The sequence below is a fragment of the Candidatus Bathyarchaeota archaeon genome (assembly GCA_025059045.1).
Classification (GTDB): Archaea; Thermoproteota; Bathyarchaeia; order Bathyarchaeales; family DTEX01; genus JANXEA01.
The window spans coordinates 52,752-78,511 of the sequence record JANXEA010000010.1; the positions used below are offsets into that span (position 1 = coordinate 52,752).

At 46.4% G+C, this 25,760-nt stretch carries 22 protein-coding genes; 9 read left to right on the forward strand and 13 right to left on the reverse strand.

The window, feature by feature from the left end:
* Positions 1–17 precede the first annotated feature (17 nt).
* On the forward strand, positions 18–677 hold the full coding sequence (locus NZ952_03625; GenBank protein ID MCS7120275.1) for a corrinoid protein: 660 nt from the start codon (positions 18–20) through the stop codon (positions 675–677).
* Positions 678–685: 8 nt separating this feature from the next.
* Here the strand turns inward: NZ952_03625 and NZ952_03630 are convergent, their stop codons facing one another.
* The 4 genes from NZ952_03630 to NZ952_03645 form a co-directional block, all read right to left on the reverse strand.
* A complete protein-coding gene (locus tag NZ952_03630; protein MCS7120276.1) occupies positions 686–1,270 on the reverse strand; it encodes a cupin domain-containing protein in 585 nt (194 codons plus the stop codon).
* Between the two features lie 111 nt (positions 1,271–1,381).
* Complete coding sequence (locus NZ952_03635) at positions 1,382–2,005, reverse strand: hypothetical protein (GenBank protein MCS7120277.1); 624 nt, start codon at positions 2,003–2,005, stop codon at positions 1,382–1,384.
* 44 nt (positions 2,006–2,049) lie between these two features.
* Positions 2,050–3,774: an ATP-dependent DNA ligase gene (locus tag NZ952_03640; GenBank protein MCS7120278.1), complete on the reverse strand. Its 1,725-nt coding sequence runs from the start codon at positions 3,772–3,774 to the stop codon at positions 2,050–2,052.
* Positions 3,775–3,863: 89 nt separating this feature from the next.
* The gene (locus NZ952_03645; GenBank protein ID MCS7120279.1) at positions 3,864–4,769 is read right to left on the reverse strand and encodes a hypothetical protein; all 906 of its coding nucleotides are present in this window, start codon (positions 4,767–4,769) and stop codon (positions 3,864–3,866) included.
* A 106-nt stretch (positions 4,770–4,875) separates the two neighbouring features.
* Here NZ952_03645 and NZ952_03650 point away from each other — a divergent pair, with 106 nt between their 5' ends.
* Complete coding sequence (locus NZ952_03650) at positions 4,876–5,250, forward strand: hypothetical protein (GenBank protein ID MCS7120280.1); 375 nt, start codon at positions 4,876–4,878, stop codon at positions 5,248–5,250.
* On the opposite strand, the gene NZ952_03655 is transcribed toward NZ952_03650, so the two are convergent.
* The 3 genes from NZ952_03655 to galT form a co-directional block, all read right to left on the reverse strand.
* Positions 5,247–6,416: a 50S ribosome-binding GTPase gene (locus NZ952_03655; GenBank protein ID MCS7120281.1), complete on the reverse strand. Its 1,170-nt coding sequence runs from the start codon at positions 6,414–6,416 to the stop codon at positions 5,247–5,249. The two genes, NZ952_03650 and NZ952_03655, sit on opposite strands and share 4 nt — an antisense overlap.
* Positions 6,417–6,509: 93 nt before the next feature.
* The gene (locus NZ952_03660) at positions 6,510–7,733 is read right to left on the reverse strand and encodes a GHMP kinase (protein ID MCS7120282.1); all 1,224 of its coding nucleotides are present in this window, start codon (positions 7,731–7,733) and stop codon (positions 6,510–6,512) included.
* A gap of 94 nt (positions 7,734–7,827) precedes the next feature.
* Positions 7,828–8,781 carry a galactose-1-phosphate uridylyltransferase gene (galT, locus tag NZ952_03665; GenBank protein MCS7120283.1) on the reverse strand — a complete coding sequence of 318 codons (954 nt, stop codon included), beginning with the start codon at positions 8,779–8,781 and terminating at the stop codon, positions 7,828–7,830.
* A gap of 170 nt (positions 8,782–8,951) precedes the next feature.
* Here galT and NZ952_03670 point away from each other — a divergent pair, with 170 nt between their 5' ends.
* The 5 genes from NZ952_03670 (at position 8,952) to NZ952_03690 (ending at position 15,537) form a co-directional block, all read left to right on the forward strand.
* Positions 8,952–9,623, forward strand: coding sequence for an HAD family phosphatase (locus NZ952_03670; protein MCS7120284.1), 672 nt, complete (start codon positions 8,952–8,954; stop codon positions 9,621–9,623).
* Positions 9,624–9,735: 112 nt separating this feature from the next.
* Entirely contained in the window at positions 9,736–10,992 is a 1,257-nt protein-coding gene (locus NZ952_03675) for an OFA family MFS transporter (GenBank protein ID MCS7120285.1), read from the forward strand.
* A 492-nt stretch (positions 10,993–11,484) separates the two neighbouring features.
* A complete protein-coding gene (locus NZ952_03680; protein MCS7120286.1) occupies positions 11,485–12,282 on the forward strand; it encodes a hypothetical protein in 798 nt (265 codons plus the stop codon).
* Positions 12,283–12,296: 14 nt separating this feature from the next.
* Complete coding sequence (locus NZ952_03685; protein ID MCS7120287.1) at positions 12,297–15,275, forward strand: FtsX-like permease family protein; 2,979 nt, start codon at positions 12,297–12,299, stop codon at positions 15,273–15,275.
* A gap of 85 nt (positions 15,276–15,360) precedes the next feature.
* Positions 15,361–15,537 carry a zinc finger domain-containing protein gene (locus NZ952_03690; protein MCS7120288.1) on the forward strand — a complete coding sequence of 59 codons (177 nt, stop codon included), beginning with the start codon at positions 15,361–15,363 and terminating at the stop codon, positions 15,535–15,537.
* Positions 15,538–15,606: 69 nt separating this feature from the next.
* Here the strand turns inward: NZ952_03690 and NZ952_03695 are convergent, their stop codons facing one another.
* Positions 15,607–15,789, reverse strand: a complete 183-nt coding sequence (locus NZ952_03695) for a hypothetical protein (protein MCS7120289.1) — start codon at positions 15,787–15,789, stop codon at positions 15,607–15,609.
* A gap of 455 nt (positions 15,790–16,244) precedes the next feature.
* Between NZ952_03695 and NZ952_03700 the strand changes: the two genes are divergently transcribed.
* Together NZ952_03700 and NZ952_03705 are read left to right on the forward strand one after the other, a co-directional pair.
* Positions 16,245–19,511 carry a PAS domain S-box protein gene (locus NZ952_03700; protein MCS7120290.1) on the forward strand — a complete coding sequence of 1,089 codons (3,267 nt, stop codon included), beginning with the start codon at positions 16,245–16,247 and terminating at the stop codon, positions 19,509–19,511.
* Entirely contained in the window at positions 19,504–20,400 is an 897-nt protein-coding gene (locus NZ952_03705) for a response regulator (protein MCS7120291.1), read from the forward strand. Before NZ952_03700 ends, NZ952_03705 begins: the two co-directional genes overlap by 8 nt.
* A gap of 38 nt (positions 20,401–20,438) precedes the next feature.
* On the opposite strand, the gene NZ952_03710 is transcribed toward NZ952_03705, so the two are convergent.
* From NZ952_03710 to NZ952_03730, 5 genes are all read right to left on the reverse strand, one after another.
* Positions 20,439–21,191, reverse strand: a complete 753-nt coding sequence (locus NZ952_03710; GenBank protein ID MCS7120292.1) for an AAA family ATPase — start codon at positions 21,189–21,191, stop codon at positions 20,439–20,441.
* A gap of 173 nt (positions 21,192–21,364) precedes the next feature.
* Positions 21,365–24,211, reverse strand: a complete 2,847-nt coding sequence (locus NZ952_03715) for a hypothetical protein (GenBank protein ID MCS7120293.1) — start codon at positions 24,209–24,211, stop codon at positions 21,365–21,367.
* On the reverse strand, positions 24,189–24,611 hold the full coding sequence (locus NZ952_03720) for a hypothetical protein (protein MCS7120294.1): 423 nt from the start codon (positions 24,609–24,611) through the stop codon (positions 24,189–24,191). Before NZ952_03720 ends, NZ952_03715 begins: the two co-directional genes overlap by 23 nt.
* A 14-nt stretch (positions 24,612–24,625) precedes the next feature.
* Entirely contained in the window at positions 24,626–25,015 is a 390-nt protein-coding gene (locus NZ952_03725) for a hypothetical protein (GenBank protein MCS7120295.1), read from the reverse strand.
* 212 nt (positions 25,016–25,227) lie between these two features.
* The gene (locus NZ952_03730; GenBank protein ID MCS7120296.1) at positions 25,228–25,578 is read right to left on the reverse strand and encodes a PAS domain-containing protein; all 351 of its coding nucleotides are present in this window, start codon (positions 25,576–25,578) and stop codon (positions 25,228–25,230) included.
* Positions 25,579–25,760 lie beyond the last annotated feature (182 nt).

The window sequence follows — 25,760 nt, forward strand, 5'->3', positions numbered from 1 at the left end:
GACAGGGATGAGGGAAGTTGCCTGAAGAAGAAGCGATTCTGCAAAAATTGAGGGATGCAATAGTCAATTTGGACATTGAGGGGGTAAAGGCGGCTGCTCAGGAAGCCCTTGCTGCAGGCATACCCGCATATAAAGCGGTCGTCGAAGGCATGGCTAAGGGAATGGAAATAGTTGGACAGAAGTATGAGGCGGGAGAATACTTCCTAGCCGAACTTATCATGGCCGGGGAGACAATGAAAGAGGGGATGACAATACTTGAACCCTACCTAAAGGCTGGAGATCTCAAGTCAGCTGGCAAGGTTGTTATCGGCACGGTGAGAGGGGACCTTCACGATATAGGAAAGAATATTGTCATCACCCTGCTTAGGGCTGCAAATTTTGAGGTTATCGACTTAGGAATTGATGTTACGCCTGAAAAGTTCGTTGAAGCTGTGAGGGCGCATAGACCCGACATTCTTGGCATGTCGGCCCTACTTACTACCACGATGATGGAGATGGGGAATGTGATAGAAAGCTTGAAAAAAGCGGGCTTAAGGGACGGCTTAAAGATTATTATTGGAGGTGCACCGGTAACACCTGAATTCGCGGAGAAGATAGGCGCTGATGCCGCTGCAAGAGACGCGGTCGACGGAGTCCGCATATGTAATGAGTGGATGAAGGAAAAGGCGCGAAGCTGAGGATTCCATCATAAGTATTTTTTGTACCGTGGGTTGTCTCTAAGGACCGGTTTCCCCTTCTCTTCAACCACTATTTTGGCGAAACCCCTCTCCTTTATCGTCTCATAGTCGTGTCCTGAATCCGACGGGTAAATAGCCAGAAAAACTAGTTCTTCTTTACCAGTGTTAACTGTGCGATGCGCCATTCCAGGCGGGATGTAGACCAAAACGTTCGGCTCGATCTTAGCTTGGGCAATCTCTTCATCACGGCTCTGCATAAGAATCAGCCCTTCGCCTCGGATTCCAAGATAGACTTCACATGTGTTATCTTTCTCATGATAGTGGCCCTTCGTGAAGTAGTATTCATCGCCAATCTTCCCGGGATAAATCACCGTGCACCCCACGTTGAAAAGCCCCTCAGCTGGTTCACGTGGAATCTCATACACCTCGTATATAAGCGGGTCCTTTCCCTCCTTCAGGATCCTCCCTACGGTTTCCTCATCAGAGAAGTATCCTAGAAGGTCGCTGAGCCGTCTCTCCACCTTCACACTGTAAGGGTGAATTCCAGTAGGCCCCCCAATTTTCGCAGAATACGGCTTTCCCTCAACGTTCAATTTAATCCCTTTCCCCTCACCTTGTCTACTGTTTAATATAAATAACTTTTGAGTAGAGAACATGTTTTATTTTTCCTCTCGGCAAAAGGGTTACGCACATATATGTGTAATTCATGTCTCGCGTAGACTACTCACATACTCTCTTATTTCAGCCGCTTTGTCCGCAGACAGCATACCCATTCCTAAAAGATTTTCCACTATTTCAGATATCGTTGTGATTGAGGTAACAGTGTACCCGAGCCCCTCCAGTCTCTCCCTGCCTCCCTGCTCTCTATCAACTATTACGAGAACCGCCTCGATTCTTCCCCCCATAGACTCAATCGGCCTCATTCCTTCGATCTTCGATTCCCCATCTGTTAAGACATCGTCGAAGAAGAGGAAGCGATCGCCTTCCTCGACCACTCCGCCCGCAATTCGGCCAGTTGAACCGTATGCTTTCTCCTCCTTCCTCACTACTATGCATGGCATGTTCAGCTTAGAGGCAACACTTGGCAGGACCAATGCGCCCTTAAGCTCTATTGTCGCCAGCTTATTTATTGGCGATGAGCATGCAACCTTTCTAATGTGGGATGCAACAATGTTGACGACATTGTTGAAGTCGGCTGGAGAGGATAGAAGCCAAGCTAGGTCAATGTAGTAAGGGCTGACAACGCCTGATTTCAATTTGAATTTTCCAAGCCTGAAGGCACCTGAAACGGCTAAAGATCTCGCAATACTAACTGTTTCATCGTCCACATTTTCCACCTGCTAAAGGACAATCGACCAGCGGGTTTAAAGACTTATCTTCCTGCATAATGTTTGGCGCCGTTTAATCCTGCCAACTGGATTCGAGCCTTCTTTTCGAATTGTCTTAGGTAAATGCTCCTCACTTTTCCAATTGTGTCAGCTTCCTCTGGCTTCTTGTCATCTCTTATTCTAGTTATTCTTGCAAATCTAAGAGCCATGCCGCATTTGTATTTTGGGCTTTCCTGTATTTCGTTATATGCTACCTCAACAACGATCTTCGGGGATACGATGACCTTATGTCCATCCTCGTATAATGCAATCTCTTTAAGCCTCTGCGTCATCTCCTCAATCTCATGGTCAGTCAGTCCCTTGAACGTCTTCCCCACCGTTAAGAACTCGCCGCTTTCTTCGTCTCTTGCGGCAAGGTAATAGTCTGAGAGCCATTTATGCCTCTTTCCATATCCATACTCAGCCGCAACTATCACCAGATCTAATGGCTCCAAGACCTCCTTTATTTTGAGCCAGAATTTGCCCCGTGCACCCAGGATATATGGGCTGTCTAGTCTCTTAGCCATCAAGCCTTCATGACCTCTAGAAATCGACTCACTAAGAAATCTTTGAGCAACCTGCACGTTGTCAGCCACAATCTGCTCTGTCAACGGTATATCTCCGGCTATCTCCTGCAGCCTTCTTCTCCGTTCATGGTAGGGCATGTCTATGAGACTTTGACCCTCAACAGAGATGACGTCGAATAGAAAAAGCTTAACTGGAATTTTTTCAATGACCGAGTCTACGTCTTTGATCCTTTTGAAGCGTCGCATAAGATGCTGGAATGGTAATGGGCTGCCGTCTTTTCCGATGGCGATTACTTCACCCTCCACTATCGCCTCCTCAGCCCTTATCTCCCTACGTATTAGCTGAACAATCTCCGGTAAGCTCCCCGTTATCTCGGTCAGTCTTCTACTGAATATCATGACCCGCCCCTTTGATTTGTGAATCTGAACCCTCGCTCCGTCAAGTTTGAACTCAAGCGCGGTCTTTCCCCCATGCTCCTCCAAAGCCTCCTCTAGACTGTTCGCGGTCTGAGCGAGCATAGGTCTAAAAGGCCTGAAAACTTTGAAGCCTATTCTTGAAAGCGCGTCTAAGCCCTTCGTCCGGCAGATCTCGGCAACCTCCCCTATGTCCCCCATTATCATCGTTGCTTTTTGCACGGTCTCTAGCGGAATAGAGAAGGCCTTTGCCACCGCTGACTCCATTAGACCCTCGCTGAAACCAGTTCTCATCTCCCCAATTATTATTTTCACAAGGTATTTCACTTCGATAGGCGATGCACGTGCGAGAAGTGCTTCGATAAGACGCTCCTTCTTCTCCCTTGAACCTGAGCCAGTCGCCTCTGCAACAGCATCGAACACTTGCCTAACATCAAGTATGGAGAGAGGGCTCTCGAGGAGCACCGTCTGCCTTGCCTTCACACCTCTCTCAAACAGTTTCTGAGATGCAGCTCCAATGTCTCCTGTCTCCCTGAAAGCGGCTAAAAAATCATTCCAGCTAACACCCATCAAATTCCTGATTATGCCGCTCAGCGTTTCCCAGCTCACGTCTAATTCTCTCTGATCCCATCTCGGAAATGGTCTGCCCAGCATCATGGAGATCGCAGGCTCGACTTCCTTAGGCTCAAGCGTTCTTATAAAATCCGCCGCGATAATGATTGCCAAATTGCGTCGTGTTGTTGCCGATATCCTCTCGCAGACGTCTGTTAGAGCCTTAAACCTTGTCATGAGGTATCAGCCAAGTTAAGCGTTGGGGCCGGTGAACATTCTTAAGCTGTACTTGAAACTCTTCGACCCCTAGAGTAAAAGATTGGATGCTATTGCCATATCTTGTCTATCTCTGCGTGTATTTCACGCTTCGTCTTTTCAAACTCCTCTAATGAGAGTTCTCCAAGCTTGTAGCGTGTTTGAAGTGTTTCAAGCGTTTCTCTCAATTCTTTCTCCTTTTCTTTTCTTTCCCTAGTAAGGGATTCCAGAAGGTTTAGTGTATCATCGATTCCAGGCTTAACGATATTATATGTTTCCTCTGATATCTTTCCATCTCTAAAGGACTTTTCTAAAGCTTCTTTAAACGCTTTAAGATTTGTCTCCATGCTGAGAATATCAGCGGCTTTCTTTTGGCCGAGGATTTTTTCCAGCACCTCAACTTCCGCCCTAAGATCTTTTATGGATTCCTCAAGATTTTTCTGTTCTGCCTTCAACCCTTCAGACTTCTGACTAAAAGTCTCAGCGTCGATCTCGCCTACCTTCCTACGGATCTCGATCTCCTCAAGTGACACTGCAATCTCACTCAACCTAACGTTTTTCTCGTCCAGAGACTTCTTTAACTCATTGATCATGTTAGTTCTCTTGCTTAAAAGACCGCTAAGCCTTTCCGAGTATTCTCTATACAGTTTGAGAAAAACCCTCTCGGACACCTGATTTGACTGAAACAATCCTAAAAGTGCTACTCTTCTCTCATATAAAGCCGCGATTTCAGCCATTAGAGCTGCTGCCTCCTCTTTCCCGCCACCAGCTGGAGGCACTTTTGACGAGGCTTGAACCTGCATCCTTGTTGTTGGAGGAGGAACAGTCGGCGGTACTGGAGGCAAAGGCTCTCCAGGTCTGACTAAGGGCGGAGCATACTGCGGCAGCTTTGTTCCACAATATATGCAGTATCTCATAGCAGGCGCGAGTCTACCGCATCCTGGGCACCTGACTTTCTGCTCTTCATGTTCAGACACGGGCATTCCCCAACGTTAATGAGGATCAGCAATATATTAAGGTTAATGGTCTAAGATTAGTTATAACTGGTCTAAAATCTCGACTAATGTCTTAGGAGGAAACTTAATGGGTAGCGGCTACATCGACCTGAGAAGGGCTTTAAGGGATTACCTGCGAGATCAAGAGGTCACTGTCTCAGACATACTTGATCTGATGGATGAGGAGAAGGAGGGGATTATGGATGCGCTTGCAAAGAGAGTTAGACTATCGAGAGAGCAGAGGAAGGCTTTAGAACGAAACGTCTCTAGCCGCGATCTAAATCTGCTGCTATTCGTGATCCAAGCCTTCTATCTGCTGAACCCCTCAGGAATGTATAAGGGTCTCATGATTGAGCCTTCGAGGGAGGACGTGGTCTCCGGCGATATGGTCACATATGAAGGTTGCCTGAGGATTCTTAAGGCTCTCAAGATTTCCACAGACGCATTGGAAGACTTGGCCTAATGGATTTCTATGGTGTCCCCATCCTTCAAAATATGGTCAGGACCGACCTTCTGTCCCGGATACTTCACGCTAGATCCCCAGACTCTAGCATAACTGAATCTCTCATAGAGAGTGGAGTGGAGTCTGCGAGCCGCCTCAATAACAGTTGTCCCCTCCTCAAGGATCACCGGCTTCTTCGACGGCTCCTTCTCCCAGGGCTCCTTAGCATAAACCCTGATTATCCTTAACATTTGAAAAATATTCCTTCCAATATCTTCAAGCCCTCTTCCATCCCTGCACGACGTAGCCAAGACAGGAATGCTTAAGCCAAGTTCCCTTTTCAATTGCTCCGCCTTCTCCTCTGCGCCGGGCATGTCAACTTTATTCGCGATCAACAAGGTTGGCTTGTAAATGTTACTTGAGAATAAACTGCCTTCGATATCGTCTAAGGAGACTTTTCCACGAATCCTGATGAGGGCTGATCTTATTCCGTAACCCTGAACTAATCTCTTGACTTCTTCAGGGGTGCAGTTTACTAGTACGCCGCCTCCGATGATATGGATTCCGGCATTTGCCGCCCTCCTAATGATCTCAACCTCGCCCTCAGGCTTTTCAATGATCATTCCAACGTTTTCCAGCTCAGACTTGATTGTCAAGAATTGGTCGAAGGGGTCATTTGACAAGTCTACCATAATGATGAGGCCGTCAGCATTCCTAGCAAGCCCAAGTATCTGGGGACCATGCATCTTCCCCTCCGCTGCACCTCGAACCAGAGCTGGCGCCTCGATGAGTTGGAACTGCACGTCGCAGTATTGTAGCATTCCGACAACGGGTTTCTGGGTTGTGAATGGTATATCGGATATTTCTGGTTTAGCATTCGTCAGTGAAGAGAGAAGGCTGCTTCGACCCACATTCGTGGGCCCCAATATTATAATCTGACCCGCCCCCTCCTTTGGCACAGAGAAATCCAGCCCAGAGCCACCTCTCCTTCTCTCCCTATCCCTCTCAAGTTCCCGTTCCAAAACCGAAATTCTATGCTTAACATTGGCTATGAGCTTGCTTGTCCCCTTATGCTTCGGCACAAGAGAGAGGAACTCCCGCATCAACCGCACTTTTTCCGCTGGTGAGCGTGCAGCTACAACTTCAGCCCATTTTGCCTTGGCCTCTGCTGGCAGGTTTGTGACCATTTCTATCGACGTCCAGCCTCGAAACCCCTACTTATAAAGGAAAATTACTTACTGAGAGATAAATTTAGATGCATCTGGTGAGAGAGGCGGCTGCTATCCTGCTTCCACTTTTACTCCATCGCCGGCCCTTGATATCCAGCCTTGCTTGGCCCCCGCTGAGACACATTCAAAGATAACTTTTTTGCCCACTTTCTCATCTTTCACCAAGGCGATTATGCTTCCTCCCATCCCGGCCCCGGAGATCTTGGCTCCGTAGGCTCCAGCCTCAATCGCCGCTGAGCAGATGTCATCAATCTTTGGGATGCTGACATCATACAGGTCTCTTAGGAGAGACTGCTGATAATTCATGACTTCGCCTAGCACATGATAACTCATCTCTTCAGGTCTCACTCGCCTTATCTTTTCCCATGCCTCTTTTCCCAGGTTTGCCACTACCACATCTTTAGTTATAATCTCCGATCTTAGAACTTTCAGCGCAAGATCCGTCGACTTCTGCATCCTTAATGTGAAGAGAATCCTTCTCTTTGGCACTTCATCAAGATCGGTGAGGTAGTCTTTAATCTCCTCTTCTCGGATCTCCTCCCATTTCGGCTCGAAAAATCTGTGTCCAAGCCTAGACTTTAATATTTCAGGCACCCTTGGGTTCGCCATCAGCGACCTAAGTCCCTGATCGATTTCAGCCTGTCTCTTAGGGTGTATCTCCGCAGTTGAGTGTCTCACCCCTGAGTCGACAATGGTGAAGACAAGATCCCTAAATGGGAGAGATTCAACATTGTATGGCGGCCTGCATTCAAGCTTGATTATTCCGCCGAAGGCTACACCGTACTGGTCAAGTCTGCCGCATGGGATTCCAACCTCCTGATTCTCCGCATAAAATGATATTTCAGCCACATCCTTTATGTCCAAATCTAGACTGTTCATGCGGTTAAGAAGCTCTGTGAAGCCTACCTCCAGAGCCGCGCTGCTTGAGAGCCCTGACCCCACGGGGATATCGCTCTCTATTATCACATTTGCACCTCTTAGTTCTTCAGCTAGTCCACGCTTTATCAGCACATTGACTACTCCGCGTAGATAATTTCCGAAGAATTTTCCGGGAAGCATCTCATTAACGGCGACTTTGAACTCGTCCATATAGGGTTCTCCAAGCGATTCAAGATCCCTAGATTTGACCGCTATAATCCTGTCCCCTCTCGGTTCTCCATATAGACGCATCCGTAAATTAATTGCGACTGGAACCACAGGTAACCCCTTATAATCCTGATGCGTATTAAGGAAATCAGCTCTACCTGGGGTTGACACGATTAGCGGGTCGCCCATGCATAAGCCTCCGCCTCAGAGCCTCCTTAGTATTTCCTAGGCAGATTTAAAATCTATTTTTTATGCGAGTCCCTTTGGAATCGTCACCAGCGTGTCAGTCTTCAGGGCTTTTTCTAAGCTCCTCAGCCTTCATCTCTGGAGTGTAATCGTATGTGACTGTTCCAGCTCCGGTTTCCACACCTGCGAAATATTTTATCTTTCCCTTCTCGCGGTATGGAGGATAAAACTCGACATGAAAGTGGTAGTAGGGATAATCTTTGCCGTCTGTCGGCCTCTGATGTAGAGCCATCATATACGGGAAGCTCATATCGTAGAGATTATCAAATTTTCTCAGTATACTTTTCAATATGCTTGCAAAGGACCATTTTTCTTCCTCCGTAAGGTCTATAATGGCCTGTATGTGCCTTTTCGGGTATATGTGAACCCCGAATGGCCAATGTGCAAAGAAAGGTAGAAAGCATATGAAGTCCTTATTTTCGCATACTACTCTAACCTTATCTTCTTTCTCCTTCTCAATTATCTTGCAGAATAGGCACTTCCCAGTTCTTTTCAGGTAATTTCTGCTAGATGATAGTTCACGCTGAATTATGGGTGGAACGAATGGGAAGGCGTAAAGCTGTCCGTGAGGATGATCCAAGGTCACGCCGATTATTCGACCCTTATTCTCGAAGATGAAAACATACTTGACGTATTCCAGCTTCTGCAGCTCTTCGAAACGTTCCCTCCAAAGGTCGATTACGGCCTTTATATTCTCGACGCTTAGCTCCGAGAGAGATGTGTTATGTTCAGGCGTATAAACTATTACTTCACATATGCCTTCAGCCCGCCTACAACGATAAAGCCTGTCAAACTTGACGTCTGGAGGCGGGGCGTCCGGCCTTAGGGCTGGAAACTTGTTCGGTAAACTGAGCACGGTCCAGCCTTTTCCAGGCACCTCATCAGCTCCTGGACAGAATGGGCAGTAACCCTCCGGAAGCAGAGGACGTACTCCCCTCTTGCCTGATACAATTATCCACTGAGATAGAATAGGATCCCACCTTAGCTCCAATCGCTTACCTACATCCTCCTTTAAATTTTGACTGGAAGGATTCCGGGGCGAGTTCGCTTCTGTAAACTTTGTTTTATCCTCCAGCTATTTTTATCTTCTCACATTCTCTTGGCGGAGAGAATGTTTAATTAGATGACAATCCTCAAAGGGTTGGCAGGTGAACTTGAAGGATGGGGCAGAGCGATTTTGAGGCGGTTATCTTCGACTGGGACGGGACTTTAGCGGACACGAAGGAGGTCGTGGTGCTCTCATTCCAGATGGTTCTAGCTGAGGTTGGATGCAGGATTAGTGACAGATTTCTTGAGAGATTAATCGGGATCGGCGCACGGAACATGTTCAAGGAGGCTTTGGAAAGCGCAGGCATACCATTCGACGAAAAGATGATAAATGATCTTTTGAGGAGGAAAACATCCATCCAGCTAGGTATGATCGACCGTGTTAGGCTTTTCGACGGCGCAATTGAGCTTCTAGATTCCCTACATGGAAGGTTGAGAATCGCGTTGGCAACTATGAGTAACCGCGAAGTAATAGAGAAGGCCATTGCAGCGATGGGGATTAAAAAATATTTCGATTTGGTGCTGACCGTGGATGAAGTCAAAAAACCTAAACCCGATCCAGAAGTCTTCCTAAAATGCGCAGAGAAGCTTGGTGTCCAACCGACAAAATGCGTGGTTATTGAAGATTCCGTTTTTGGCGTGATCGCGGCTAAGAGGGCTGGGATGAGATGCATCGCCGTCCTAACCGGAGCCTATGGGATGGAGGAACTTGTGAGGGAGAATCCCGACCTAACTGTCAAATCATTAATGGAGATTGAGAAAATTTTAGGTTTCATTCTAGGCTAATAAAGGGTGGCGATTAAACACGTGGGATGCTCACGGCAACACCCTCTTGGGCTAAGTTTATTAAGACCCTAATCAGTAAGGATGGCTCATAATCCGACCGTGGCGTGGGTACATGACTTCGAAGAAGGATGAGGCTGCTAGGCCCGGATTATCAAGGTCGAAATATATATTCGCCTCTATTATGATAAATTTATGCCTCGGAGCGGTTTATGCCTTCAGCATACTAGTTCCACCGCTTGAAGCTGAGTTTGGATGGAAGAGAATAGAGACTTCTCCCGCCTTTACCATAGCACTGCTAACCTTTGCTCTCTCTATGGTTCCGGCCGGGAAACTCCTAGATCGGAAGGGTCCAAGATTCGTGGCGACTGTTGGGGGTGTTCTACTCGGACTTGGTATGATCCTCTCTAGCTATACGGATTCACTTACATGGCTTTACTTGTCATACGGGTTTATAGTTGGGCTTGGTATAGGCTTCGCCTACGGCGCGCCCATCGCAACATGCAATAAATGGTTCCCTGATAAGAAGGGGTTAGCAACGGGGCTTGTTGTCTTCGGCTTCGGCGGCGGCTCCATAATATTTGCGCCATTATGGACCTCACTCATTGAATCCTTTGGATGGAGATACACTTTCACATTGACGGGAATACTTTTCACTGTTCTAACTGTCAGCCCAGCCCAGATTCTCAGGAACCCGCCGGAAGATTATAGACCAGGCGCCAAAGCTTTGGCTTCAGCATCTAAAGCGAAGAGGGATCTGAAACCTACCGAGATGATTCAAACATCAAAATTCTATCTTCTCTGGATCAGCTACCTATTCGGTACAACGGCAGGTCTGATGATAATTGGGCAAGCTAAGATGATGGCTATGGAACTTGCGAACATCGACAGCCTGCAAGCCTCATTCGCCGTCTCGATCCTAGGAGGCTTCAACGCGCTTGGCAGAATAATGTGGGGGTACATTGGAGACAAAGCTGGAAGGGAGACAACATTATCCGCCACTTTCCTCACCTGCACAGTCTCACTCTTATTAATCAGCACCATATTTGAGCCGGCAATATTCATCGCTGGTCTCTGCCTGATAGGCCTATGCTTCGGAGGCTTCCTTGCCCTCTACCCATCATTAACCTCAGACCACTATGGAAGCAGAAACATGGGAATAAACTATGGGTTGCTCTTCACCGCTTATGGAGGCGGAAGCATCCTGGGACCGACACTAGCAAGTTACACAAGAACATACAATGGGTCATACCTCCCAGCTCTGTATGCCTCAGCATTCTTAGCCCTCCTCGGAACAATCTTGGCATTAGTCCTCAAGATGAGAATCAAGACCGAACTGGATAAAAAATCCCAAGAGGATCGCCAAACTTAAATCATTCCAAGCGTTAATAGAATGAGGCTCGCTGGGAACAACGGGCCCGTGAAACGCGGCATAAATTGCCCCGTTCGGGACGCGTAGCCAGGACAGCGCGTCGGCCCTCTAAAGCCCTCACGGCTAAAGGAGAGCCGAAGATCCTGGGTTCAATTCCCAGCGGGCCCGCCACTTTAAGCTTAAATTCGTCTAGTCGAACTGTAAGTATTACTGTAGTTTTCCCGGAAGAGCCTGAAATCATTTGAACAATAAAAGATCTTTAAAGATGATCTTCTTTTCGGTCACCTCTCCCCAAAAGATAATCCGGAAAAATTTTGACAAAGTCTTAAATAATTACGACTCGGTAATTTCTGTGACAAAAATAGAAATCCAAAAAAGTCAAGGCAGTAGCTATGGATAAGCCTGAAATATCCTGGACGCTATTGGGTGAGTCTAATTTAAGATTTCCTGGAATAGATTATGTGCCGTTAAAGTTCTCAAGGGTTGTCGTGCATGGTTAAGGTTAGAAGGGGAATCGCTTTAGCAGTGTTGATAGTGTCGGTTCTCCCATTAGCTCTTATATATGGAATGCTCGCGTTCCAGGCTGAGCCTCCATTTGTCTGGAAGAATCTCACCATCGTCGAGAAGAATATGTTTATGATTACGCTTGACTCAAGCCCGGGCATCTTCATACCGCAAAGAATATTGTCGTCATCTGCTGGTGTCGAAAGGAGCCTATACTTATACGTTGGTCTCGGATGCATAACTTTTGAGGATCAGACGGAAAACTACGTCTTCCTATACTTAACTGCAACATTAAGAGATTTCCGAATTGGATTGAAATCCTTGGTGAACAGGTATCTTCTCGCCTATATTAGCAATAGTAGTTTAATTGACGGTGTGATGGGAAGATATGGTTTACCGCACACCTATGCTAGAGCCTACTTTTTTCAGACAGTTCAAGGGTCCGCAAATAAAACTTATCTGCGGTTTGAGTTGCCTAACGGAGACTCGCTGGCCGAGTTTTCAGCTATTATAACTGGAAGCATAGAATTTCGGAGCGGCACATTAGACGAATGCTTCTATCATCTGAACGGAAACAATTTGACCGCGATAAGGTTAACGGGCAACTATACGGACATTAGGCTCCAGGCTTTTAATGTGAGCTCCGCACACGCAAATGTGACCTTCTCTGAAAAGACCCTGATGTGGAATTACATTGGAACCTCTCTAGCTATTAGAAGGTCGCTCTCGGCAATTTATGCTGAAAGGAGATTTGAGGGAAAGATTGGTTGGATGGACTGGAGGTAGGGGGATGTACTATAATGCTGGGCTTAAGATTCTTGGCTAAGACTGTCCTCGTATTGTTATCTCTCCTAATCTGCCTTAATTTCATACCACTGTCCACGCAAGCTGATGGGTCAGACATGGTAAATGTTCGAGGAGTAGTTTTAGATGATGAGACGGGTTGTCCTCTGCCTGGGGCTCAGGTAATATTTTGGAGTATAGATAAAGGCGCATTAACGGTAACAACCGATCTGAATGGTTATTTTTTCCTTCAGGCAATGCCCAAGGGCTTTTACACAATCTATTGCTACTGTGACCGCAAGGACACGCCTGGAATAGATTATGTCCCTTTCCGGCAACATGTTCATCTCACAGAGGATATGGAATTATCATTTAATCTTCTACCAGGAGCCTCAGTGAGGGTAGAAGGCGAGTTCAGGCCATTTGAGTCGATGCAGATCATTAGGACGATCGTCTTTCATGTCGACGGCATCCCTGAAGATAAGCGTGCACTATCAAGTTATGGGTCGGCTTATGCCGCAAATCAGATACTTAGGTTAGACGGCAGATCAGTCATAGTTCCCTCCAACATGCCAGTAAAGGTTAATGTCGAGATATATCTTGTAGACGGGTCTGTGAGGAGGGTACTCATAGACTCCTCAGCGGAGAATATCTCGGTGTCTCAGGGCGGGCTCCTAAGGCTCGACCTCAGAAACCTATATTTGAAGTCGGAAGTGCAGTCAGGCTCCCTCTATCGCTATTTGGAAATGGTGAGAGAGTACCTAGAAGAGAACAAGAAACTTGGGTTCTTTGTTTTTTATGAGGAGACACGGTTGACGCACGGGGAGAAACTTATTGAGGCGGCAACGGCCCATCTTGCCGAAGGCGATTATGATGCAGTCTACGCAGACCTAAGGGAATCTTACCTCATAATAATGGATGTAGCGAATTCTCTGTTGAGTATGCGATCTAACGCTTCAGCCACTGTATACTTCATCACGCCATTCCTAGCTTCAACAGCCCTTGCGTTTTCATTCGTCATCTTCGACGAGAGACACCGCCAACTGCTGGTTAGCATCTCCTTATACATCCTACTTCTCATCCTATTATACCATTTGTATCCCGGCTACAGCATATTCCAAAGTAGCACAATAATGCCTTGGTATGGCGCTCATTCGGGAAGCGGATCCATCGTCATATTGACCGTTTCGTCTTTCCTCGCATCATACCTCATTATATTTATTCTACCAAGATTCTTCAGCAAAGCGAAATCGGACTGGGGGATCTCTATCATAGGAGCATTATCCGCAGCGTTCTCGATATCTGCCCGCAACCTGAGACGAAGAAAGCTAAGGGCGGCTCTAACATCCATCTTCCTGTTCACAGCAGTCTTCGCATTTGTTACACTCACATCCTTCTCATATGAGAGTGGCCTAGCGTCGATCTATATGTTCGGAAGGATTGCCCCGCCATATGACGGTGTCATTGTGCGGAAGCCGACTGAGGATGAACTAAGACCCTACGATTCAATCGAAACCGCTGTCACACTGTGGCTTAAAGGGCGGAGAGGAGTGACAGTTGTGGCCCCGAAAGTTGAGAGTGTGCCCCAAATGTACAGGATCGGCTACCTAGAGAATGAAGAGTTAGGTTTGACATTTGAGGTCCAAGGGCTGGTGGGGATATTCCCGAGGTTAGAGGAAAATGTAAGCGAGGTTAAGAGTTGCCTTCTAAATGGCAGATTTCTTGGAGACGACGACTTAACTGGCATTCTGATAAGTGCTGAAGCATCAAAGGCGCTTAAGGTTGGGGTGAATGAAACTGTGAAGGCGCTGGGCCAAAGATTCATCGTCGTCGGAGTCTTTGATGGAAGAGCTCTAGAAGGCGTCCGAGAGATGGATGGAACAAGCTTCGTCCCAATCTATCTTGTCAGCGCAGGAATGGATATCGTTCCAGCTGAATGCTCAGGCGGGAAGGTAATAATAGTACATGCAAACGCGGCATCGAAACTGACTCAGACAGTGACCTCGAGAGTCGCGGTTAGGTCGACACAGAGCCTTGAAGAACTGGCAAGGCTGACAGTGTTAAACTGGCCTAACATCGAATGTTTCATCTGCATCGGCGGTAAAATAACCCGCATGTATATAGGCTCATACTATAAAACTAGCGGCTTCGCTCCCTTAGCCGTGCCGCTCATCATGGTCGTCTTAAACGTCGGATTAGTTGTGCTTGCTTCAGTATATGAACGAAGAAGAGAGGTTTCAATACTTTCGACGGTAGGATTAAACCCATTCCAGATAACCGCTGTCTTCCTAGCCGAAGCAGTCGTCATCGGCATAATAGCGGGGAGCATAGGATATATTCTAGGAGTTTCGAGCTACCGCTTCCTCGCCCTCTTGGGTTTCCCCCTAGACGTCAAGATAAAAACAGAGGCCATATGGTGCATACTGGCCTTCTGCTTCTCGATAGGCGCAGCTGTTCTCGGGGCAGCTGTACCGGCTAACAGGGCCTCAACAGTTGTTACACCCTCAACGCTGAAGAAGTGGCGAATAGAGAGGGAGCCTAAAAACCCGGATGATCCCTGGATTCTCAACATCCCCCTCCGCGTCCCGCCGAAAAGCATGAATGACCTCTTCGAATTCATCCAGGAGAGGCTTCGAAGATATGCTGACGGGCAGATAGACCGCATAGATGTTAGGGATGCCTTGTGGCGAGGGGTCAAAAAAGCTGACCCTAAAACCGCTGAAGAAAATACTAGCTATATAAAGTTTATGCACATTCAGAAAGAAAAGAACATGGTCACAACCAATACATTACTATTCACGGAAACAGGTGAGCAGGGCTCTTATGGGCTACTCTTAATATCTAAAACACGGGAGGGAACAAGCAGACAGAAGGGAAGATACTTCGTTCATCAGACAGCCTCATTAATCCGCCGCTTAATACTAGAATACACGGCGGAGAGAGCACATTCGGAAAATCTTCAAAAGAAAGCACGCAAAGATATGCATAGCCAATAATAACTGGAAAAGAATGGGATAGCATTTATATCGAAGTGTATCCTCAAAAAGGGACATCGCAAACGAGGTATATGGAATGAGTAGCATGAAAAAATCCACAATGCCCATTTGTACCTCATGCAATAGAGTTATAGGCCCAGGCGTCGGAGCAAATAAGTTTCTATGCCCCAACTGTGGAGAGATAACGATATGGCGATGCACAAAATGTCGAAGCTTCAGACGCACCTACAGATGCCCTGGCTGCGGTTTCCAGGGACCGTGAAGGCGGCGGCTTTCATCCTTCAGAATCATCCATACTCATAAAGTAAACATGTTTTAAAATTGTGTATAATTACTTTGAGAGCTTAGCGCAGATTGCTTGGAGACTATCCACAATCTTATCCAATGCTGAGGCCAAATTTTCTATCCTTCCAATTAGGTTGTCCAGGTTCTTCTCATGCTCGCGAAGGGTAGATATAAGCAGATCTAAATAATAGATCTTTCCTTCATCTTCAGGCTCTAATCGACGTCTCATTTTGGATTCTTTTCCGAATCACATTAGAATCATGATGATAAATACTCCGCCGCAATGGAGCCCGGAAATAATCATGTAATTTCTAAAGCAGGTTATAAACTTATCGTTTTTCCGCTCATTTGTGACATCCAGACGTATTCTGGTGAAGATCGAGCAGGAAAACTGCAAATCATCGATTCTTTTGATTGATGTTTAATGGTTGAGCGAGGAAAATACGTTTCACCTATTCTCAAGTTTAACTTGAGAATAAGTTCACTTATTTGGAATCTACAATTCAGATTCATTCACCTTATATAAGCGTAGCCGCAACCGATCTATCGCAAGAAACGAGTTCAGTTCGCATCAATTGTAACAAGCCCTAGAGTTTCCACATATATGTAGAATTTCCGAAGTGTGAGTTGGGAGGTGCCTAAGCGCTGGGGAGAAATCCGCTGACCATCCAGGACCGTTTGAATATGGGTGCATTAAGCCGTAGAAGAAGGGGTACTGAGGTTGAGGCAGGCTTATCTCGCGTCCTATACTCCATTTTCAACAGCGTTCCTGATATTATTTACATCAAAAATGCGAAGAGAAGATATGTGAAATGTAATGAATCGTTTAAGAAGCTTGTAGGTTTAAATGAGGAGGATATTATAGGTAAGACCGATGAGGAACTTTTGCCTCCAGAGCTGGCAGAGCAATGCCGCAGGAGCGATATAGAGACCCTGAAGACCGGGAAGACCGTTAAGGCGATTGAAAAGTTATCTGGACCGGACGGAGAAATCATCTTTGAGACAATAAAAGTTCCTTTCTACGGTCGAGACGGTAGAGTCTTAGGGTTGGTAGGGATAAGCCGAGACATAACGGAGAAGGAAGTTTTTAAAGAGAGGCTTGAATATACAAATAGAATTCTCCGCGGCCTATATGAATGCGCTTCAAATTTGATCATGGTTGAAAGTCCCGAGGATATTGGAAAGTGTATATTTGATGCCGTTGGATCCTGCCTAGAATTCAACCTAGGATGCTTCGGAGTAGTCGACAGAGATCAACTCCAATTCGTATACGTTGTCGGGGCGCCAATAGAAGATGTTAGATCACGGTATGCCAGCGCGGATAATATTGCTGCGAGGGCTGTTAAGACAGGCCAGACTCAATATATATCATGCGTGAATGAGGCTTCCATACTTCCATTCCTGCCTTCCTCCCTATCTGCGGTCGCTGTTCCTGTTAAGCTTGAAGAGAAAGTAGTCGCTGTCATATACCTTGAAAGCAAGAGGGCAAATGGTTTCAAGCCATCCAGCATCCAGTTTCTAGAGGTTATAGCAAGAAACCTTAGCTACCGCATTGGGGATCTCGAAAGATTAGAGAGGGAGAGGCGTCTTCAAAGCATTTTGGAAAACGCGTCCGAAGTAATATACACCCTTTCCAATGAGGGGATAGTAACATCGCTTAACCCCTCCTTTGAGAAGATAACCGGCTGGTCCAGAGAGGAGTGGATCGGAAGACCATTCTCCGAGATTATTCATCCTGAAGATCTGCCGCTTGCAATCGAGACTTTTGAACGAACTATCCGAGGAGAAGCCCTGTCTCCTTACTGTCTGAGAATCCTGCTAAAATCAGGCGACTTTGCAGTCGGCGAGTTCACAAGCATGCCGCTGATAGATAAGGGGAAGATCGTCGGCGAGTTTGGCATCGTCAGAGACGTGACTGAAAGAAAAAGGTTGGAGGAAAGAATTGCTTATGAGAAGAGCCTTTTAGACGCCCTTATGGAGACCGGTCCAGACGCGATATATTTCAAGGACAGGAATTCACGTTTCATCATGATAAACAAGGCTGAAGCTGAACTTTTAGGGCTGAAGGACCCAAGTGAAGCCGTGGGAAAAACGGACTTTGACTACTTCTCGCATGAGCATGCGGCCATATCATTAAAAGATGAGCAAGAGATAATTAATGGGGTTAAGCCATATATCACTAGACTTGAGCGGGTCAAGAGGTCTGACGGGCAAATACGCTGGCTATTGTCCACTAAGGTTCCGCTTAGAGACAAGAATAATGAGATAATCGGCGTTATGGGGATAGCAAGGGATGTAACTGAACTGAAATTCTTGGAGGAGCAGCTCTCGCATGAGAGAAAGCTGATGCAAGCTCTGATGGACAACATGCCTGATTCAATATACTTCAAAGATGCAAATTCACGTTTCATTAAAGTGAACAAAGCCTTCGCGGCGAGGAGAGGCCTGCGTCCAGAAGATCTGATTGGAAAGACGGACTTCGACGTTCACAGCCCAGAATTCGCTAAGGAAGCCTATGAGGATGAGCAGAGGATCATAAAAACAGGTCAGCCCGTAATATCGAAGCTCGAGAAGATTGTTGACCGCAGTGGCACTATACGATGGGTTTCAGCGACCAAGGTGCCTTTGAAAGATGAAGCCGGCAGGATTGTTGGGGTTCTCGGCATATCAAGAGATGTGACAAGCCTCAAACATGCCGAAGAAATCCTAGCATCGCTTCACAACTACGCTTACAGGTTAAGCACCGCCAATGAAATTGAGGAGGTTGCGAGAATTACACTGGAGGCCGTAGAGAAATTGCTTGGATGCAAGATAGCTGGCTTCGCCTTGGTAGAGAATAACTGTGTGCGCTTCACCCATATGATAGGAGTAGATGCTCCTGAACCTGTCATGCTTCCACTTAATGGGGCTGGGATAACCGTGCGTGCAGTGCGTACGGGAGAAACACAGATAGTCCCCGACACATCTCTGGACAAAGATTTCGTAAAATCGGAGAAGTCTCAATTATCGCTCTCAGAGCTCGCGGTTCCGGTTAAGGTTGGAGACAAAGTTGAGGCTGTCATCAACTTAGAGAGCGTAGGAAAGAATGCCTTCAGTGAAAGAGATGTGAGGATAGTTGAGATACTCGCTCTTCACGTCGGAGCAGCCATTGATAGGCTCAGATACTTGAAGAGGCTGGAGGAGGCTGTTCAGGAGAGGACAAAGGAGCTCCAAAAATATTTGGAGAGGCTCAAAAGCCTAGACAAGATCAAGGACCAGTTTATATCCACAGCAACCCATGAAATAAGAACACCTTTGGTCTCTATCAAGGGTTATACCGACCTACTCTTATCGGGAAAATTAGGCGAGATCCCTGAGAAGATTCGCTCGTTACTAACCATAGTTGCCAAGAATACGGATAGGCTTCTAGAATTGACTAACGAGTTACTGGAGGCGCAAAGGATTCAGAGGGGACGGCTCCAGATAAACAAGAGGCTGATCGACTTTAGAGAAGTCATAGAGAGCAGCGTTGAAGAGTTTAAGCCATTGATGGAGAAAAAGGGTTTAACGCTAGAAGTGGCTAAACCAGATAAACCTATGCTTGTCCATGGTGACCCATTAAGATTGACGCAGGTTATTACTAACCTTTTAAGTAACGCCTACAAATTCACGTCTGAAGGTGGCAGAGTAGCGCTGCGATGCATAGACGAGGGCTCATTATTGAAGGTTCAGGTTTCAGATACTGGCATCGGAATTGCTCAAGAAGACTTGAATAAGCTCTTCCAACCTTTCCCGAACATTCAGAGACCAAACGTTACGGAACCGTCTATAGGGCTAGGTCTATCCATATGTAAGGGGATCGTCAGCCTACACGACGGCCAGATATGGGCTGAGTCTCCTGGTATAGGTAAGGGTGCGACATTCACTTTCACATTGCCAAAGGCGTCGAAGGGTGAGGCAGACCATGGCTGACAAGATTCTAGTCGTAGATGATGAGGCTGACATAGCAAACCTTGCAAAGATTATCCTAGAATCTGAGGGATATAGTGTTGTAACAGCCTCTAATGGGGAGGAGGCACTAGCGAAAGTTTACCAAGAATCTCCTGATCTTGTGCTGCTAGACATAGTCATGCCTAAAAAGACGGGTCTAGAGGTCTGTAGAATATTGAAGGAGCAGAAGAGGACTAGGCAGATCCCGGTCATTGTGTTCTCGGTTTTGGGAAGAGAGGTTGATAGGAGGATGAGCGCCGAGGTCGGCGCTGACGCACACTTCGTCAAGCCATTCACTCCGGAAAGCCTAGTTGAAATCGTCAGAACCCATCTCTTAAAGGCGAAAATGAATAAGTTTTCTTCTCATCTGGGCTTTAATCACAGCTACCTTTCAGGCAGGAAGATGCTGTTAGAATTCAGTCCGGACGCCTCCTATGAGCGTTGTGTCCGGGACTTCATCCTAGAGGCTAAAGCTAACGGCGAGGCGATCGTTGTTCTAACAGCTAAGGGAAGCGCGGTTTATCAGGTTGCCTTGGACGAGGGAAACGTGGACATAAAGAATATCACAGCGAAACCAATAATATCGCCAATACTCGATTCCTATAGAGATGTAAGTCTCAGCATCGTATTCGACAACCTTTCAGACATGATGCTTTCCCTTGGATTGGTCCAGACCTACAATTTTGTTAGGAACGCCTTAGAAAATATGGCTGATCAGAGGATAACGGCGCTCTTCCTCCTCAATCCGGATGCGCATCAGCCAAGTGAAGCGTACAGTATAAGAGGGCTTTTTAGAGATCAACTGGCGTATAGAAACGAAGGGCTGACCATAATTAAGATTAGCCCGCCCTTGGCAGCCGCCAAAGAGTAAGCCAGCATATCAGTTTGAGCTCTAATTTTTTAGGATGTCTATTCCGCGAAGACGGACTCTCCCGGATAAACGATTATCCCGTTCGATGTAAAATCGTATGGGCATATTCTATCCGTAATCTTGACGCCGCGCATCTTTCTAACCTCAACCGCCCTAACTATTGAGTCCCTTATCCTGTAGGAGTGAAGGTGTATCACCCCATGGGCTAGAAACTCCTCGGTTCCATACCTCTGCATGTTGGGATTCTCCTCCCTGCTCTCGACAAGCAACAATGTTGTCAACCTCATCTCTGTAAGCGCCTTGACAAGCCTAAGCAAACCCTGCCTAGACTCAAATTCGTCGCGATACTGTATTTGGAGGGCTGAGACGCTGTCGACGACACATCTCTTAGCTTCAATCTTTCTCCTAGCATCGTTGATAGCGCCGATTAAGCCGTCAACACTGAACTCCTCGGTTCCAATACCCGCCTTGATCACGTACCTTCCCTGCTGCCCCTCAGCTCTAATCGGGGAAGCGTCAACGATGGCCAACCGCCTCTTCTCCTCAAGATCATACATGTTCCAACCATAGCGTAGAGCAGAATTAGCAATCGAGTATGGCGGTTCCTCCAGAGTCACGTAGATTCCATTCTCACCAAACCTCAATATGCCAGTGCATATAAATTGGACTGCAAAGGTCGTCTTACCAGTGCCAGGTCCGCCTACAATAGCGTAGCAATATCCTCTTGGCAGTCCACCCTCAATCAATCCGTCGAAGCCATCGATGCCTGTTTGAACCCTCTCCTGAGGCAAGATTGTGGCCCCCATCTATAGAAAATAAAAGGGAATCGAGCAAATATAAACATGGACGGATCAAAAATACTTAAATCTCCCATGGAACACCGTTCCAATCGGTTGCATTAGTTTTAGCCAAGTTATCGGTTGGTAGCTACGTTTTCCCATAAGATGAGTAGAAGGTTGATTCCTCAATCCAAAACGGCATAGGCTATGCTACCTCTCCGCGTAACAACCTTGACCTCACGCCTTGAAGATTCGGACGTAATATTAAGATTTTTCTCGACTCTGCTTCCAGGGGAGAGGATAATCGGGGGGTCAATGGTTATCCTGTCATGAGAGGTGGAGTTTATAACCCATATGCTTACAAGTTCAACTGTTAAAGGACCGATGTTCATGATCTCAAGGATCATGCTCCCCCTGTCGAGGCGATATTCATTCACCACGAGAAGATTTGCGTAGCAGGCGACTGGGTATTCAGATTCTCCATATAACCGGACTCTTACGTCTCCTTCGGGTCCAATATGTCTCTTTATGGTTTCGGCTTCAAGATATAATTCTTGGGTTACGTCACTACCACCTATGGTGACCGTCGAAAGTTCTATCCAATTTTTCTCTGTATGATCCCAGATGAAAATTCTCTGGGTGACAGAGACGGGCTCATGGCTTGTAACATAAGCAATTATGCCAAGATAATCCGCGTAGCAGTAGAAGGCTGAACTGCCCGCACACTGGCCTAAAAGCCTTATCTCGATAACCCCTTCCTCATTTATGAAATCTGCTAGCTCAGCGGATATCGTCCTATTCTGGAAACACCCAACTCCGGAACTCTCATATATGTCTGCTTCGCCTAGCTGGATCCACTGGAGTGAGCTATGATTAAGTGCATACATCCTCTGGGTGACGCAATCCTCTGTATATGAGCCATAGTAGGATATGGAAACTTGTGTAATGGAGTCTGACGACGGCAAAATAAACTTTGCATACCAGTCGGAGATATATATTGTGTAATGTTTTGCACTTAGCACTATATAATCTACCTTCAGGTAAAATCTTGTGGCGGTATATTTGACACCGCGGATCTTGATCCTCCAGTTTCCTGCGGCGTCTCTGAAGTTTGTCGCATCAACGGTTATTGTCTGATTTTTTGTCTCATCAATAGCTGGTGTGGAAGAAGATATGTATGATATATAACCGTCCCCGCTTACTGGGTAAACGCTTCTCGAATAGTCATAAAGCTGGGCCGTCACGTTTACTAATCCTTCAGTCCATGCACAATCTATGCCCCATGTGAGTTCAAGCCATTCTTCTGTATCACTTGATCCTAAAAACTCAACCTCTGCAACATATCTATCCTGATAGCTGAAGCCTTCGATACGGCTGTTATAGTTTAGGTCACCGAATCTGAAATAGGCATATGTTGAACCTCCCTGAAAAGAACGTTGAGTCCAGTAATATACAGTCCATGTTGCAGATCCAATTTGGGATGTGTTGAGCTGTCCAGTAACAAATTCCGCAAGAAGATTGTCCGGGCCTCCTAGACTGGCATAAACCCGAATTACGATGGCGTCAGTAGGTGATGTTACCGTTAAGGGGCAATTCCATGATGAGCTTTGAATTCCAGACCCGCTGGTGCTTCTAGTCACCGTGGCCACCATTGTTCCATTCGTTATTTCGGTTTCAATACCGCTTGCGCTTCGCTTCCATACGCGGATTCCCCATGTGCATGTTCGCTGACCTGTACGGCTTGCGCTTCTCTGCACATATGAAGACGTTTGATTTACGCCTAGAGCAAAAGCCTGCAGGCCATTTATTGTCTGATTGTTACTTGTGAAATAACGTGTCTCATTCCTAAATAATGGATAGCTTCTGAAAATCATATATAGTCCCTCATCGGCTGCTAGATTAGCTAATGAGCCATTCACATATTCTGTACTTTCCACCAAGATGTAGCCTGAGGGGATGTATGAATTTATCAATTCATTTATTCCATAGGATCTCAAGGTCCAGCAGACATCATCTTTGCCTGAAAGATTCCGATAGCTTCCTGATACGTTTAATGTATCGCCCAGCATGCCACCTAATGATATGTTTCCATTTTCTAGGAAAAGTCTGGAGTAATGACCGACATACTTCAGCCTAAACTTTTCAACATCGATCGGGTTTACGCCCATTCTGAATAAGGCGGTCCAATCAACGATGCTTGCAGGTCTAACCTCTAGGAGAACGCCTACGTCGTCGAAGAGTATACGGATCCCCCCCTGAAGGGCGCCTGTTTTTGCAGAGAGGCAGATGTGCAGCCTGTATAAACCCGTCGCATTGAAGATTTCTGGTGGTAAGGAATTTTGCGTGTAATGCCACACTCCATACTGAGACGCATCCACATTAACTGAGCATAAAATATGTTGGAATGGAACGCTAGGTCTTTCCAAAATAACATAGATGATCAACTCAGCTGATGGGTTGGCCCATGCGTTCATCCATGCCCAGCTTAGACTGGCTGAAACTGGCTTCCCAGTCTCGTGGACGAAGCTGCAGGTCCAATTCAGCCAGTATGGACCTACATTAGTCCCAGTTAAACCTGAATATATGCAGCCTGGTCCTGATCCGGGATCTGACTGCCCCTCCCCCGAGAGGTATCCGCCAACTGTACCCTTGGCCCCTTCAGTCTTGCAAAGTATCCAACCATCAACACCACTTGTGAAGTTCATGTTGCCAATCAAATACTTTCTCACATAATCGTTCTTGCTATTGAAGACCACATACCTCTTGTCTACAGAACGCAGATCAGCGATTGAACCAATACTGCCTGAGCTGACCATTTCAGGGTAAATCTCTCGACTGGCAACGCTTGGGTAGAGGGCTGAAATGACGATCCTCTCTCTACTCCTCTCATCGTCTAGCAGGGCTAGCTCGTACTGTGCTTGGTAAACTTCGTACATAAAGTTGAGCATGAGAAGCATGACCATGAGTAGGAAGACCATGCCTATCGCCGCGGTCTGTCCCCGACATTCTTTATGGAGTCGCCTCGGTAACAAATCTGCTTCCCCTCTCCGATACGATAATTATCCTTTGAGGTACACCAGCCGACCAAGCTTGAGAAAAACTGCAGTTCAGCCACCCTCCTTGATTAGGCGGCAGCTTAAGTTTAGACGGCGACATTGATGAGGCGACCGTACCGCCTACCGATACTGATACAATGTTTATGTCTACGGAGCCGATGTTCCGGACATAGATTCTTAACGTATTGGAGCCGGTGAACCACACATCCTCAATTACGAGGCGTTCCCTCATCTGGATAAGGGTTCCTTGCCTTTGAAAGCTTATAGCCGTAGAAGCCGCCGCGTATGCTATGGCGCAGGCCGTGAAGGTTATAACTAGCATTAGAAGAGACTCGACGATTTGGCTTTGTCCTCTTCGGCGCATAGGTCCTCCCATGCAGATTTCACCAGTCAGAGGGTGGATCCGCATATTAGGCCGAGTAGTAAATACCAGAAAACCCTGTAGACTGATACAGCCATCAGCACTGATAATTTTGCTATGGGAAGGATCTTTAGTTCTCTAGGGAAGAAAAATCCGATTTTAGCTAAGAAGACGCTGATAAGAAAGGCTGCAAATAGAAGTGGGGGCAAAAGCAAAAACACATAAGCATCCATAAGCCTGAAGATGAGTCCAGATGTGAATCCTAATGCTATATTGTCAAAGTGAACACTTAACCTCTGCTTCATCGTCTCATGTTGAAGTTCAGGAAAATATTTGTCCCTGACATGATTCGATATCCCAATTAAGGTTCCAACTAAATCTAAGGGAGGAGTATTCCAGAGTAGCAGCTGAGCCAGCATCTATGCTTCTGCCTTCCACATTCAAATCTGAGACGATTAGTTCCGCCCTAGCTTTAGAACCGCTACAATATTAGAATAATCTACCACTGCTACGTGTTTGAAGAGCATGTTTTGTGAATTGAGCCGCAATAGCCATTTATAATGCAAGGGGCCATATTATGTGGAAATTCGTAAACTACAAAAAATTTATGAAATGGTTGGAGACGGGTAAGTCATGCCTGTACACATTTCTCTATGAATTCCATTACCGATAGGGTTCCATGTTTGAATATGCCATTTTCGAAGACGCAATCAGGCCAGACTAGTATCGAGACTCTTCCCCCATCCTTTCTAATGAGTTCCATCTCGAAGCTTTTAACATCCTCGGCCAAAAGATCAGCGAATACCTTTCTCAGCTCTTTCGGTACCAACGAAAAAATGTTGACGCCAACTAGTTCCTTTTGAGAGTACCTCAGCATCCTAGCGACGTATGCATCGGCCTTCTTGATGTTATAGCCTGCGTCCAGCTCAAGCATGCCTGTCTCGATTTTACTAATAGCTTTCACCCATAATCCAAGACCCAAATAGATCACCATTACTAAGACACATGTTACTCTACCATTTTTGTTGCACAGAGAATGGAGTTTAAAAAATAAATTACTTATGAAAAATTAAGATAGTTTAGGAAAAAGTATCTAAAAAATGTACCCAGCGGGTCTGCGGATAACTGCGGATAAATAATTTTCACGTTTCTGCCCCTCTAATT